12 protein-coding genes are annotated in these 14439 nt (G+C 60.9%); 7 read left to right on the top strand and 5 right to left on the bottom strand.

Annotated elements, in window-relative coordinates; all coding sequences use genetic code 11:
- Positions 1-10: 10 nt before the first annotated feature.
- The 3 genes from RAB70_RS01275 to RAB70_RS01265 are packed head-to-tail and all read right to left on the bottom strand — an operon-like array spanning position 11 to position 2813.
- Positions 11-403, bottom strand: a complete 393-nt coding sequence (locus tag RAB70_RS01275) for an STAS domain-containing protein (RefSeq protein ID WP_017910037.1) — start codon at positions 401-403, stop codon at positions 11-13.
- Positions 400-840 carry an ATP-binding protein gene (locus RAB70_RS01270; RefSeq protein WP_148827939.1) on the bottom strand — a complete coding sequence of 147 codons (441 nt, stop codon included), beginning with the start codon at positions 838-840 and terminating at the stop codon, positions 400-402. The genes RAB70_RS01275 and RAB70_RS01270 overlap by 4 nt, the downstream gene beginning before the upstream one ends.
- A complete protein-coding gene (locus RAB70_RS01265; protein ID WP_170268104.1) occupies positions 837-2813 on the bottom strand; it encodes a SpoIIE family protein phosphatase in 1977 nt (658 codons plus the stop codon). The genes RAB70_RS01270 and RAB70_RS01265 overlap by 4 nt, the downstream gene beginning before the upstream one ends.
- A 216-nt stretch (positions 2814-3029) precedes the next feature.
- Here RAB70_RS01265 and aceE point away from each other — a divergent pair, with 216 nt between their 5' ends.
- The 4 genes from aceE to RAB70_RS01245 all read left to right on the top strand — a co-directional run bounded on the left by aceE (position 3030) and on the right by RAB70_RS01245 (position 9482).
- The gene (gene aceE / locus RAB70_RS01260) at positions 3030-5720 is read left to right on the top strand and encodes a pyruvate dehydrogenase (acetyl-transferring), homodimeric type (RefSeq protein ID WP_148827941.1); all 2691 of its coding nucleotides are present in this window, start codon (positions 3030-3032) and stop codon (positions 5718-5720) included.
- 84 nt (positions 5721-5804) lie between these two features.
- Complete coding sequence (locus RAB70_RS01255) at positions 5805-7289, top strand: phospholipase D-like domain-containing protein (protein ID WP_170268102.1); 1485 nt, start codon at positions 5805-5807, stop codon at positions 7287-7289.
- Positions 7290-7327: 38 nt separating this feature from the next.
- Complete coding sequence (locus RAB70_RS01250) at positions 7328-8260, top strand: site-specific DNA-methyltransferase (RefSeq protein ID WP_211352193.1); 933 nt, start codon at positions 7328-7330, stop codon at positions 8258-8260.
- Between the two features lie 817 nt (positions 8261-9077).
- Entirely contained in the window at positions 9078-9482 is a 405-nt protein-coding gene (locus tag RAB70_RS01245; RefSeq protein ID WP_211352194.1) for a hypothetical protein, read from the top strand.
- Positions 9483-9489: 7 nt separating this feature from the next.
- Here the strand turns inward: RAB70_RS01245 and RAB70_RS01240 are convergent, their stop codons facing one another.
- Positions 9490-10215: a hypothetical protein gene (locus RAB70_RS01240; RefSeq protein WP_265530877.1), complete on the bottom strand. Its 726-nt coding sequence runs from the start codon at positions 10213-10215 to the stop codon at positions 9490-9492.
- A 373-nt stretch (positions 10216-10588) separates the two neighbouring features.
- Here RAB70_RS01240 and RAB70_RS01235 point away from each other — a divergent pair, with 373 nt between their 5' ends.
- The 3 genes from RAB70_RS01235 to RAB70_RS01225 all read left to right on the top strand — a co-directional run bounded on the left by RAB70_RS01235 (position 10589) and on the right by RAB70_RS01225 (position 13414).
- Complete coding sequence (locus RAB70_RS01235; RefSeq protein WP_148827944.1) at positions 10589-11188, top strand: XAC0095 family protein; 600 nt, start codon at positions 10589-10591, stop codon at positions 11186-11188.
- Between the two features lie 103 nt (positions 11189-11291).
- Positions 11292-11774, top strand: a complete 483-nt coding sequence (locus RAB70_RS01230; protein ID WP_225851552.1) for a hypothetical protein — start codon at positions 11292-11294, stop codon at positions 11772-11774.
- A complete protein-coding gene (locus RAB70_RS01225) occupies positions 11771-13414 on the top strand; it encodes an XVIPCD domain-containing protein (protein ID WP_148827945.1) in 1644 nt (547 codons plus the stop codon). The genes RAB70_RS01230 and RAB70_RS01225 overlap by 4 nt, the downstream gene beginning before the upstream one ends.
- Before the next feature lie 79 nt (positions 13415-13493).
- On the opposite strand, the gene RAB70_RS01220 is transcribed toward RAB70_RS01225, so the two are convergent.
- Entirely contained in the window at positions 13494-14285 is a 792-nt protein-coding gene (locus RAB70_RS01220) for a hypothetical protein (protein ID WP_225851553.1), read from the bottom strand.
- Positions 14286-14439: the final 154 nt, after the last annotated feature.

Below are 14439 nucleotides of genomic sequence, written 5' to 3'. Positions count from 1 at the left end.
AGGAGGGACTTCAGTCCCGACGCATTGCGCCATCGGCGAGCACCCGCCGCTGCATCTCGTCCAGGTACTCGTCCAGTTCCTGCACCGAGGTAAAGATCTCGTTCAACGGCACCGCCTTGACCACGTCGAACACCTTGCGGATCTGCGGTTGCGGGTTCACCACCAGCACCCGCCCGTCGCGCGCGGCCAGCACCTTGCGCGCCTTGAAGATCGAGCGGATGCCGGCGCTGCTGATGTAGTCCAGGTGCGACAGGTCCAGCACCAACGTGGTGATCGGCGTGGCCAGCAGCGGCGCCAGCGCCTCGTCCAGGGCCTGGTAGGTATGCGTGTCCAGCCGCCCGCTCAGGGTGAGGCGTTGGCGCTTGTCCTGCGCCGGGTCGATCTGCAGGCTCAACGTGGTCATGCGGGCGACTCCTGAAGAGGGGGATCGGCAGGTTGCAGCAACACGATGCGCACCACATTACGGCCGGCGTCGTGGCGATACTCGAGGCGATCGGCCAGTTGCTGCACCAGGTGCAGGCCGAGGCCGCCGATCGGGCGCTCGGCGATGTCCGCGTCCAGGTCCGGCACCGGCGCGTCGCGCGGGTCGAAGGCCGGTCCGCTGTCGTGGAATTCCAGCACCAGCGCGTCGGGCTGCAGGTGCACGATCACGTCCACCGGCAGCGGTGCGCGGCGCAGGTGGCCGTGTTCGAGGGTGTTGCACGCCAACTCCTCGACGATCAGCCGGGTGCGGCTGACCTGCTCGCCGCTCACGCCGTGGCGCCGCAGCGCCGCCTCCACGCTGTCGCTCAACTGCGCCAGTGCGTCGATTGCCGGTTCCATCTGCCATCGCAGCATCATCGCGTCGCCTCCCGTGCCGGATCCTGGCGCAGCCGGATCGCCAGGAGCGTAATGTCGTCGGACTGCGGTGCCGGCGCGGTGAACGCCTGCACATCGGCCAGCACCGCGGCGCACTGCGCCTGCGCGTCGGCGCCGGGCTGCAGTGCCGCCAGCAGCCGCGCCTCGCCGTAGGGCCGGTCCTGCGCATCCATCGCCTCGGTGATGCCGTCGGTGTAGCTGAGCAGGGTGGCGCCGGCGGCCAGGCGCCCATGCACCACCGGGTAGCGCGATTGCGGCTCCAGCCCCAACGGCGGGCCGGATTCCAGCGGCAGCAGGTGTGCACTGCCATCGGCGCCGAGCAGCAGCGGCGGCTCGTGGCCGGCGCTGGACAGCCAGTAGTCGCCGCTGTGCACGTCGATCAGCCCGCACAGCACGGTGGCGAACATGCACGGCTCGTTGCCTTCCACCAGCCGCTGCGAGGCCGCGATCAGGATTGCGTCCGGGCGCGTGTGCCGGCGCGCGGCGATCTCCAGCACCGTCATCGCCCGCGCCATGAACAGCGCCGCCGGCACGCCCTTGTCCGACACGTCGCCGACCACGAACCACAGCAGCCCGGGCTCGGTCTCGAAGAACTGGTAGAAATCGCCGCCCACCATCTCCGCCGGTTCCAGCAGCGCATAGGTCTCCAGGTGCTTGTGGGCGCTGTCGAAGGTGCGCCCGCCCGGCAGCATCGCCTGCTGGATGTCGCGCGCGATCGACAGCTCGCTCTGCATGCGCTGCCGCGCCTGCGCCAGCGTGGCGATCTCCTCCAACTGGCGCTTGATCGAGCCGCGCGCGCTGTCGAAGGCGCGCGCCATCACCCCCACTTCGTCCGCGCGCTCGACGTGGCGCAGCGGATAGTCGAACGCGCCCTGGCTGAAGTGCAGCGCCGAGTCGGTCAGGTCCTCGATCGGCCGCACCAGCCGCACCGTGTAGCGGTGCAGCAGCCACAGCCACAGCGCCAGCGCGGCGGCACCGGCCAGCGCGCCCCACAGCACGATGCGGTCCAGCCCGGCCAGGATGTAGTCCTCCGACACGCTCAGCGCGAAGGTCCAGCCGGTGTCGCCCACCGCCGCGCTCTGGGTGAGGTAGCGGGTGCCGTCCGGCGCGGTGTGCTCGAAGCGCACCGGCCTGTGGGTGTCGGCCGCCTGCGCCAGCGGCGACAGGTCCGGCCGCGCCCGCGCCACGTGCGCCTCCAACGTGCGGCGGAAGCGCAGCGCCGGGTCCGGATGCAGCACGAACAGCCCGTCCGGCGACAGCAGCATCGGCTGCAGCCCGCTGTTGGCCGGCAGTTCGGCGACGATGGCCTGCAGCCGCTGCAGCGGCACGTCCACGCTGACCATGCCGATCGCCGGTGCCTGCGGCCCGTCGCCGGACAGGCGCAGCGGCAGGTTGTAGGTGGTCAGGTAGGCGCCGCCGGTGCTGGCATCGCTGTACGGCTCGGACCACCACGGCGCCGGCGCGGCCAGGGTGCGCTGGTACCAGGGCATGCTGCGCGCGTCGAAGCCCAGCGCCTCCACCGGTTGTTCCAGCACCCCGGTAGCGGTGCGCCGCAGGTGCCAGGCGAAGCCGCGGCCGTCGTCCTTCAGTGCGCCGGGCTCGATCACCAGCAAGGCGCCGGCGATGTCCGGGTCGCCCTGTAGCGTGGCCTGCAGCAGATTGCGCAGGTTGAACGGTTGCCGGCCCAGCCCGCTCGCGGCGGCGGCCAGGGTGCGCCCGCTCACCTGCACCGAGCCCAGCGTGGCGTCCAGGCTGCGCGCGGTCTGCTGGGTCAGCCCGGCCACCTCCTCGCGCGCGTTGCGCACCATCACCTCGCGCGCCCCCACGTAGAACAGCAGGGCCAGGCCCAGCAGCAGCGCCACCTGCAGCAGGCTGCCCCACAGCAGCAGCCGCGTGCGCAGGCTGTGCCGCCAGGCGACCGCGGAGGCGTCCTGCGCTGACGAGGCAAGGGCGATGGCGGCGCTCCACGGGGGCCTGGAGCCCGATCATAAGCGCAGCCGCGGCCGCCCGGCACAGTGGCCGTGGCGGCTGTCCCGCAGGGTGTCACGGGCCAATGTGACAGTCCGTTCCATACGCTGGCGTACGAGGTCCTGAGAGGCGGTTGCGCTACACTTGCAGGCTTCGAGAAAACACATGCCATCGCGCGCGTGCGTGCGACCTACGGGAGCGTTATGAACTGGTTGAACGAGGTGCTGCAGAACGATCCGAACCCCACTGAAACCCAGGAGTGGATCGAATCGCTCAAGGCCGTCATCGATGTCGCAGGCCCCGAGCGCGCGCATCAGCTGCTGGAGGACATGGTCGAGCTGACCCGTCGTTCCGGCGCCTACCTGCCGTTCTCGCCGACCACCGAGTACGTCAACACCATCGCCCCCGCCAACGAGGCCAAGAGCCCGGGCGACGCGGCCATCGAGTGGAAGATCCGCTCGATCATCCGCTGGAACGCCATGGCCACCGTGGTCCGCGCCAACCGCAAGCCGGGCGACCTGGGCGGCCACATCGCCTCCTTCGCCTCCAGCGCCACCCTGTACGACGTGGGCTTCAACCACTTCTGGCGCGCGCCCTCGGACAAGCACCCCGGCGACCTGCTGTACATCCAGGGCCACAGCTCCCCCGGCATCTACGCCCGCGCCTTCCTGGAAGGCCGCATCAGCGAAGACCAGCTCAACAACTTCCGCATGGAAGTGGACGGGCAGGGCATCTCCTCCTACCCGCACCCGTGGCTGATGCCGGACTTCTGGCAGACCCCCACCGTGTCGATGGGCCTGGGCCCGCTCAGCGCCATCTACCAGGCGCAGTTCATGAAGTACCTCGAGCACCGCGGCCTGATCGAGAAGTCCGACCGCAAGGTGTGGTGCTTCATCGGCGACGGCGAGAGCGACGAACCCGAGACCCTGGGCGCCATCGCCCTGGCCGGCCGCGAAGGCCTGGACAACCTCATCTTCGTGGTCAACTGCAACCTGCAGCGCCTGGACGGCCCGGTGCGCGGCAACGGCAAGATCATCCAGGAGCTGGAAGGCGTGTTCCGCGGCGGCGGCTGGAACGTCATCAAGCTGCTGTGGGGCGGCTACTGGGACGCCCTGCTGGCCAAGGACACCAACGGCGTCCTCAAGAAGCTGATGATGGAAACCGTCGACGGCGAGTACCAGAACTGCAAGGCCTTCGGCGGCGCCTATACCCGCGCCAACTTCTTCGGCAAGTACCCGGAGACCGCGGCCATGGTCGCCGGCCTGTCCGACGACGACATCTGGCGCCTGAATCGCGGCGGCCACGATCCGCACAAGGTCTACGCCGCCTACCACCAGGCGGTGAACACCAAGGGCATGCCCACCGTGATCCTGGCCAAGACCGTCAAGGGCTACGGCATGGGCTCGGCCGGCGAAGCGCTGAACCCCACCCACCAGACCAAGAAGCTGGACGACGACGCCGTGCGCGCGTTCCGCGACCGCTTCAACATCCCGCTCAGCGACAAGCAGCTGGCCGACGCCGAGCAGGTGCCGTTCTACCACCCCGGCCCGGACTCGCCGGAAGTGCAGTACCTGCAGGAGCGCCGCGCGTCTCTCGGCGGCTACCTGCCGCAGCGCCGCCGCAAGGCCGACCTGTCCATCCCGGCCCCGGGCCTGGACAAGTTCGAGCGCCTGCTCAAGGACAGCGGCGAGCGCACCTACTCCACCACCATGGCCTTCGTGCAGAGCCTCAACATCGCCCTGCGCGACAAGGAACTGGGCCCGCGCATCGTGCCGATCGTGGCCGACGAAGCCCGCACCTTCGGCATGGAAGGCATGTTCCGGCAGATCGGCATCTACGCCCCGTTCGGCCAGAAGTACAAGCCGGTGGACGCCGACCAGCTGATGTTCTACCGCGAGGACCAGTCCGGCCAGGTGCTGCAGCAGGGCATCAGCGAGCCGGGCGCCATCTCCTCGTGGCTGGCCGCCGGCACCAGCTACTCGGTCAGCAACGTGCCGATGCTGCCGTTCTACATCTACTACTCCATGTTCGGCTTCCAGCGCGTGGGCGACATCGCCTGGCAGGCAGCGGACATGCGCACCCGCGGCTTCCTGCTCGGCGGCACCGCCGGCCGCACCACGTTGAACGGTGAAGGCCTGCAGCACGAAGACGGCTTCAGCCAGGTCATCGCCGGCTCCATCCCCAACGTGCGCAGCTACGACCCCACCTTCGGCTACGAAGTCACCGTGGTCATGCAGTACGGCATCCAGCGGATGATGCAGGAGCAGGTGGACGAGTACTACTACATCACCCTGATGAACGAGAACTACGCCCACCCGGAAATGCCGGCGGGCGCGGAAGACGGCATCATCAAGGGCATGTACCTGCTCAAGGACGCCGGCAAGCCCAAGAAGGGCGAACTGCGCGTGCAGCTGCTGGGCTCGGGCACCATCCTGCGCGAAGCCATCGCCGCCGCCGAGCTGCTGGACAAGGACTTCGGCGTCACCGCCGACATCTGGTCCTGCCCCAGCTTCAACGAACTGCGCCGCGACGGCTTCGACGCCGAGCGCTGGAACCGCCTGCACCCGGAAGGCGAACAGCGCAAGCCGTTCGTCACCCAGCTGCTGGAAGGCCGCCAGGGCCCGGCCATCGCCGCAACGGACTACGTGCGCGCCTTCGCCGACCAGATCCGCGCCTTCGTGCCGATGCACTACACCGTGCTGGGCACCGATGGTTTCGGTCGCTCGGATACGCGTGCGAACCTGCGCCGGTTCTTCGAGGTCGATCGGTACTACATCGCGCATGCCGCCATCGCGGCGCTTGCGAAGGATGGGAAGATGACTGGCAAGGATGTGGCTCGGGCGATCAAGCAGTACAAGATTGATCCGGAGAAGGGGAATCCGAACGGAGCCTAATTTGCTGCGGTTGTTGGGCGCGCGATGCCGATTCTACAAGGCATCGCGAGCCCTACCAAAAATAGACTGACACAAGGTAAACGCATGCGTTACATCGACTCAAGTTCCAATCGGTTAGAAGAGTCGGTCGCCTTTTGGATGCAGAGCGCTCTGTCTGAAGGATTAAAGGAATTCCACTGTCAAGCGGGTTACTTTACTCTTGAGGGTGCAGCACTCCTAATTCCGGCACTAAGACAATGCTCGCAGAATGGAGGAAATACTCGGCTGCTTCTGGGGGCAAACCTCGGAGCAACGGTTGCAAGTCATGTCTCCTACCTAGTTGGTATGCTTGATTTGCCGCGGGAGCATGTGTCGCTCGGTGTCGTGACCTTCCATGGCTCACTTTTCCATCCCAAGGTCTACCACGTCACTCGTTTGGATGGAAGTAGAACAGCTTATGTCGGCTCCGCTAATTTAACGGGCCCCGGAATAAGTGGCAAAAATGTCGAGGCTGGTCTAATACTAGACTCGAGGGAGGGGGATGATGGTGGCGTGCTACAAAAAATTTCGAACGATATCGAACGCTGGTTCGTAGATGATTTGCCGGGGCTAAGTAAAATTTCATCTGTGCAAGACGTAGATCAACTTTTGGCATCTGACATCTTAACCCTGCATACGCCCCGGGGTTTTGAGGGTGAAGATCAATTTTCAGGAGCTGTTAGACGTGGGCCTTCACGCAGTTCGATATTTAGACTGCCGCCTGTTTCAGGAAGCTTTTCTATAAGCGCGGAGGCGGTTTCAGATAACAGCGACTCGTCAAAAATTAGATCATCAAGACAATTTTTGCGCGCAACAGAGGCGAGCTTTCATTTTCCACAAGGGGTGCATCTGGGTCATATTTTAATCATCCTTAGTGTATTTTCGAGTGACCGTAGAGAAACTGCATTCGATGATCATTACATTCGACTGAGCGGTTCATTGGGGTCCGGGCGGTTGGCGAGATTTAGACGGCAAATTAAGTACAAAATCCTTGCCGCTATAGAGTTGAAACTTTTGGAGGATATTCGCCAAAAGAGCGAAGAGGAAGAGTATGTCCCCCGGCTGACGGCAATAGGAAGTGAACTTTGGGTTGGCCTTGCACCTAATTTTGATTCTGCTTCTCTCGCTCTTGCTAAAGAGGCCGATGGAACTACTTTTTCCACCACTACCCCAAAGCCAGCATCCTTCTATAACGAGAGCATAAGAAAAGCGTGTGCTGAAAATCGTCGATTAGGGAACATTTGGTTGTCAATCGTTCTTGCCATGCCTGCGGTTCGGTTGATGCTCAAATTTTTAACGGTACATGCTAAAAAAGGTGTTATTGCCAAGTCCGAAATTTACAAAAAATTTTTCTCCTTCCCGCCGGTTGTTGCATTTTGCGATGATATGGGAATTGAGCCTCAGACTGTGGAATCTGCTGCACATCGCCTTCCATTTTTGCTTAACCTTTTGGATAGCTGTGGAATCGTAGTGCAGCAAGCCGCTACTATACGACTTGTAGAAGCTATTGATACTGCGCTGGCTTCTAAAATTAAGGGCGTCTTAAAATAATGGCAAACCGATCGCATTTCAATGGGGGGCACATTGGAATGAATATTTTAAAAAAAAATGGCGGACGTCACTCTTCACTTGATTGTTTATCAGAAGATGCAACTGGCCCTACCCAGCATTTGGCGATGACGGCCGATTGCATGGATACATTGCGTGATATTCCAAGCGCATCTATTCAGTTAATAATATGTGATCCGCCTTACAACATAAATCTGGCCTCCTGGGATAATTACGGTGACTACATGCACTGGGCCTCCCAATGGCTCGCGGAAGCCGAACGAGTACTTGCGCCTTCGGGAAACCTGGTTGTTTTCGGAGGTCTGCAGTACCAAGGTGAGGCGGGATCAGGGGATTTGCTAAATCTTCTGTACTGGATGCGTACGAATAGTCGTATGCAACTTGTGAATCTCATCGTGTGGAACTACTCGAATGGTATGGGTGCGCAGCGTTTCTTTGCTAACAGGCATGAGGAGATTGCGTGGTTTGGCAAAACGTCAAAATACTATTTTGACTTGGACGCTGTTCGTACTAAACTTGATGCGAAAACACTGGAGACCTATAAGCGTGACAAACGACTGAATCCGGACAACTTGGAGAAAGGAATAAATCCAACCAATGTTTGGCGCATTGGGCGCCTCAACGGAAATTCTAAGGAGCGCGTAGGGCATCCGACTCAGAAGCCTAAGGAAATCATTGAGCGTATTGTGCGTTCTTTATCCTATCCTGGATCTACTGTGCTGGATTTCTTTGCGGGTAGTGGTGTGACTGCGCGTGTTGCAATTCAAGAGGGCCGGCACTCGATAACATCAGATACAAGCAAAGAATTTACTAAGTATCTGAAGGCGCATTTAGCGCAAGCAGCCGCGGATGCGCCCCCGGTTCGACCATTTGTGTTGATAGATAAGAAGAACCGGGAGCAGCACCCAGTTTATAAGACAGATAAGCCTGGCGTCGTGGGCTCCAAGGTTTGAAATTAATAATTTGAAGGTTTAAAAGTGAACTCGTCATTGCGTTGCGATATGGTTGCATATGGTTGATCAAGCGTATTCTTGCATGCCGAAGCACGTTCTACTTAAGGTCCGTTCTGAGGACGGCAAGACGCTATCTGAGCACCAAAAGAAAATATATTCCGAAGGGAGTGCCATGTTTGGAAAGATGGGTACTCCTATAGGTCAAAAAATGCTTGGCGAGCTTCAAGCTCAGCTTCGCGCGGGCGTGCCTACATACCTATTTATTGCGCTTCGGAAAGGCTGGAGGGGGGGATTTAGATTTCATCGGGCACTATTGAAGTCGATTTGTGTTGATTTATTGCCCGAGAGGGTTGTGCTTGTTCCGCAGTACTACAGTGAGCAAATAAGTAAAATTAGCACGTGGTTCGAAATTTCCGAAATAGAGGCGATGTCTCATGCTGATTCGGTCAGGTTAATAGTTGCTAGCTCAGGTCGTGAAGCTTTAAGTGTATTGAATAGCACGGCCTCAACATTTTGCGTCTATTTTCGCAATGATGTTGACTAGCGAATCACCTCGGCTTCTGTAACGCTCACACTCGTAAATATGGGGTCAGATTCTGAGGTGTCCCCCGTTTTTCATGAAGGGGGAGCAACAGCAGCCAGAGTGTACTTTCCCATAGTGTACTTTCCTCTACTGTTACTGGCATTCACAGCTCAGTTAATTGCGTACCGGAAGAAGCAACGTGCTCAGTCTCGAAAGTCCGCGCTGCAGCACGCATATGGCGAGGCGGGCGACATCCCCGCGTTGTTGAGGCAACTACAAACGGCTCCCTCATCCGTGGATGGATCAGAGCCGTGGTTCACTTTGTGGAGCGCGCTTGCGCATCAGGGCGACGTCTATTCGGCGTCCTTCGCGGCCGTGCCGCATGTCTTCCATGCGTTGGCGCGGACACCCGACAAGGCGGATCACGGGTACTTCCAGTTTCCCGCCTGGGTCGAGATCTGCCGCGTGAAACGCCAGACCGAGATCCCCGAGGATCTTCGGGCCGCTTACCTGCATTCAATCGCTCAACTCCCCTCCTTGGTCGCGGCTGCGTCCTCTCGCGCCTGGGACCCGGAGTTTCTTGCTTGCGCTCTAGCCGCCGTCGCCGCGGCGAAGGGGCAGCACGCGGTCGCGGAGGCCGTCCTCGAGCTCACGCCTGACGTCGCCGAGGAGTTCATGGAGTGGTTCTTTAAGTGGTGAGGCGTGCTCAACCACTTGCGGCAGTGTCTTGCCGGTTCGCTTCACCAAGCAGTTGCTCGTATGTCTGCACGCGAACGCGCAATCGGATCAGATGCCAGGAAAGCGCGTAAGCGAACAGCAGTAGGAACGCGAGAACGCTCTGCATGATCGTGATCTTGCTCAGGACGCTCCAGTCACCCCAGTGCCAGTCCTTGAACTGCAGATAGAGGGCGAGCAGCACCGGCATGATCCCGAGCTTCTCCATCCCGCCGGTGAATAGGCCCAGGCGTTCATGCATGTTCGTCCGGCGGTCACGCATGAAGGTCTCGCGTTGACGGCGCTGCTCAAGCGGAAACGCGCGTAGCGCCGTGACGATGTTTTGGTACTGAGAGAACTCCTGCTCCATCTGCTCTGCATGCTTGGCATGCGGATGTCTAACGCCAGGCAGCTCACGTTTGATCTGCAAAATGGCGGCTATTGCAAAGCCAACGAGCTCGATGATGAGCCCCGTCGCCGCGCAGACGAGCGCTGCCTTGCCATCCAGCACAGTGCCACACAACATGCCAAACCCTGCGCCCAAGAAGCCAACGATGAAACTCCACCGCTCCATTGGGCCAGCGCGGTTTTGCTCGGTCACTTGCGAGTAGTGGCTCATCACCGCGGCGAGCCAAGGAAAGCTGAGCGCGTTGGCTGCCGCACCGTCTTCGGAATGCTTAGCTGGCGCTGCGGGCACTTCTTCCATTGCGTTAGCCATGTCTCTACCTTCGAGCGTCCAGCTGAGGCTGTCTGCAGCAAGTATTCCGTAGCCACTGACATCGCGCTAGAGCAATCCGATTGCACAATGCATGGTCTACAAATCGCTATTGACACGCCATGGCGCGCAGTAGCACTCTCCTCTTCAAGGAGCGTCGAAACTCCCCACAGAGCGGTACCCACCTCCGAAAAACCGGTGGGTTTTTTGTGCCCGAAGCTCGGGCGCAAGCCGACGCGATGCCTGCGTCGGGAGGGCGGCTAATACAACACCCTTCGGGGAAATACGCCCGCCGGCTCTGTGCGGTTTCGAACCTCCCGACTTCCCGTCCGCCATGCGTGGCGGCCGGACCCCTTCATGGAACGAGGAGGCAACGATGGCGCACGACCGTTTGGACGACGACGACATGCCCGGCTATTTCCTGCCGGAGGACAGCCAGTTCCGGCTGGCGAAGCTGCGCGATCACGTGCGCTTCCTGGTCCGGCTGGCGCAGCCGCGCACGCCGGCCGAGGAGCGCGCCGCCGAACCCAAGGTGGGCATGGGCGAACTGGCGCTCTGCCTGGAGCTGCTGGCCGAGCAAGTGGACCTGGTGCTGGGCGCGCTGTCTTATCCCGCTCAGCGGACCGACACCACGCGCGGCGCCTGGTCCGATGCCACTGCCCAGGCAGCGCCGGACGCCGGCAGCGGCCCATTCCGGGTGACGCAGGAGCAGGTGGACAGGCTCACTCAACTGGCCGAGACCGTCTCTGCCAATGCCCGGATGGTGGCGGCCGGCGATAAGTCCGAGCATACCGGTCAAGCGTCGCACGATGTGGGCAATACGCTCTGCGCTGTAGCGAGCGAAGTGCGCGAACTGCTTCTGCAAATCACGCGCCAGCCGCTGCGCGAACCGGCGCCGAATCGCGTGCGCGAGGCGCCAGCAGTCTATGCGGTGGCCTGGGGTGCGCCGTCTGCGTTAAGCAGACGGCTGAACTGATCGCGGTAGGCATCTATTGTTCCCTTTTTGGTGCGCGGGCCGTGTTGTTGATATCGTCGTACCATCCTTCAGAGTCACGAAGAGCGAATCAAAGGAGTTGCCGATGTTTTACCCGAAAAATTGTCGCCTCCGGTCGCTATGTGTGCTGCTGTTGGCGAGCATGGCGTTGGTCACTTCCTGCTCAAGCGCAGCACCCACGGCCAAAGCTCCCTCGTTTGCCGGCGCATGGGGATATGCAAAAAAATGCGACTCCGGGCACTTTTTGGCCATCACGCTGGAGCAGCGTGGTAACCATGTAACCGGTGATTGGAGCGAAGGTACAAACCTGCGCGGGGGAGGCGGAAAGCTCGAGGGCGAAGTGCGCGAGGCAAAGCTATACGTTCGCTACTGTAGCGACGATGGAGAGGCTGGCTACGCTGTTTGCCCTGCTTTTTCTGGGGTCGAAGACTATTTCGCCCTCGAAAAGGGGGCGCTCGTTCGTTACCAGAAGTCTGGACCCCGCTACGAGCGGGATGTCGCCCTGCATCCCAGTAGCAAAGGGCATCAGGTGCCATTTGATACAAAATGCATGGAGGAAGAGCCATGAGTAGGCTGACGGATCAGGAGCTGCGCGCAACACTCTATTTCGCCGTAGGGGTCACGTCTGAAGGCGGCTATGACGCATACCGACTTGAAGTAGCGGGAGATAATCCGAGAACGCCAAGGCTCGAGCCAGCCGGCAATAGTGGATACACCATCGGTACTATTCAGGTTGACCTGGGCCAACACTATCAACCTGGCGATCCTAATGGTGAGAACGTCCCAAGGGATTTGGTCAACGCTTATCAGGGGTGGGCGGCTATCAATCAGCCGCAGCGTGTACTCAGCGAAGATCAGGTGGCGCAGACCATCGCGGATCTAGGTCGCCAAGGCAGAGCGATCAAGAGGGAATTGGGGCGGCCTCTGGATGCGGAGGTCAAGTCGCGATTGGATGGTTTCCTTTCTTCTGATGAGGGTATCAGCTGGGTACATGAGCAGGATGTTACGCAGATCAACAAGATCATGAGCCGTGCGATTGCGCCCCTTGAGCGAAGCGAGCTCTATCAGAACGCTTCGTTGGACGACCAGGTGAAATTGGCAGCAATGGTTGGAAAAGCTTTCAACCAAAATGAAGCGCTCACCGCGCCTATGATCCGCAATATCGAAAGAAATCAGTACCACTCTGTGGCAGATGTCAGTGGTGCTATCGATGGCTTGAGCCCAAGGCTTTCCGGGCCTCAGGACTACCTTGAAACTGGTCGCGACGGTGCACTCAGAGGTGCCGCTGTCGTCAACGCGCTGCGCAACGCAAATCCAGAAAGTCCTCTCTCTACAGCGTGGGCAAGTGTTTTGTCCGATCCACTTGTCAATCCAACTACCCTCAATGCGGATAGGTTGCATCGGAACTTGCCGCATGAGTATCCGGTCATCAAGAACTTGTTCCTGCATGAAGACCGCGCAGGGCAGTTCATCGGTGCCTTGGATAGAGGCGGGGCGCATCAGTACGGCCCCACGGACCGCGCGCATCCGGAGCGCTTCAATGGGCCGGGCTTCTATGCTGCAGGCAATGATCTGGTCAATTGGAACAAGCATGGGCAGGGCCATGCGTTCTTGAACGGTGAGTGGAGTTCTGTCGCGCGCGAGAATCTGACGCGCGCCCGAAACCACGATGGCACCACCGATCTCAACCTGCAGCAGGGAGGCCAGACGCAACGGCTGCTGCATGTGGATCCTCATGCACCCGAACTCCGGCCTGCTCCGCAGCAACACGGTGGCCGAACTGGCCCCGACAATCCTGCGCACCCTGATCACGCAATGCTCCTGCAAATCAGAGAAGGAGTGCAGCGGCTCGGAAGCCAGGCTGGCGTGGCGTTTGATGAGAACAGCGAGCGCCTGTGCAGGAGCCTTCTCGCCGCATGCAAGGACAACGGAGATCAGTATCCGAGTGTTTCCAGTGCATCGCTCTCCGGCAATGCACTGACAAGGGTGGATCATGTTGTCGCCGGGCCTGAACGCCTTATCGCCGTTCAAGGAGAATTGAACGATCCTGCGCACCTGCGCGCGCATGTGCCAGTGCAGCAGGCGATGCAGACTCCGGTCGAGCAGTCAGATGCCAAGCTGATGGCGGCGAACCAGGCCATCGCTCAGGAGCAAGCGATGACACAGCAGCGCGAGGTGTCCAGAAGCCAGGGGCAGTCACTGGGGTGACCCTTCTAAGGGTAGCCCCGCATCCGTCGCTGTTGATGGCGGATGCGGGGCGACCTCCTTACACCACTCCTTTTGAGGCCTAGCGCTTCATTGCGCCTTTGCGGCACAAGCCGATGTTGGTTCTCGCTGCCCGCACGATGGCCAGGTAGCGGTCCGCCAGCATTGGCATCCATCCTTCCACGGCCGCGTCGTCGTCCTTGGCGGCGTCCTCGGCATAGGTGTCGAGTGTGGCCAGGCATTGCGCATACAGGCCATTCTTGTACTGGGTGATAGCCAGATCGTTGCGAATGGCACCTTCGTCTTCCCATTCCAGCGTCGGCAGGCAATTCGGCACGACTGGCGACAAGGTGGCGAGCGCTGCCTTGTAGTCTTTCGCATCGTAGAGGCGCTTGAAGGTCGTCCGTGTGCGGTCCAGTTCGTCCCGGCCACAGCCATCCTTGACCCGCAGGTAGGGCGCCTCGAAATCCCCGTTGTAGCCGCAGAACGTCTTGCATTCGGCGGGCGTGGCAGCCGCTACGTCAATGCCCTGCGGCGTACTGGCGAACTTCACCTGGCAGGTGGGTTGGCCCTTGTTCCCCTTGGCGACGCCGGTGTGTCCCTCTATCGCGCCATTCAGCTCGCACACGTCTTCCCCCGTGGTGCTTTCCAGGGAGAAGGTCAATGTGCCGTTCTGCTGCTCGATCAGCAGGCGACCCCATCCCTTACCTGTGATGTATTCGCCCGGCGGCAAGGGGCTATCGGCCGCGGTATGCGTGGTAGGGGCGATTGCGGGCTGCAAGCCAGGTTGCTGTGCCAAACAGGTGGCGGTGGCCAGCAGCGCGATTGCAACGCCAGCTAGCCACCCCCTCTTCCCAGGAAACGTCGTTGGCATGTCGGTTCGTCAGCTATGACTTCGATGAGCGCTCTTTAGCCGGCGACGCGATCTTGCGTCAAGCAGGAGCGTGGCGGCGCTGGTCCATCGCCACCGATGGCAGATCATCCCGGTGACGAGTGACATGCGCGGTACGATCGGGGCAGCCAGCAAT

It is taken from the genome of Xanthomonas sontii (genome assembly GCF_040529055.1).
Classification (GTDB): Bacteria; Pseudomonadota; Gammaproteobacteria; order Xanthomonadales; family Xanthomonadaceae; genus Xanthomonas_A; species Xanthomonas_A sontii.
Note: the sequence above shows the minus strand (reverse complement) of the source record. Positions and strands in the feature narration are given on the sequence as shown.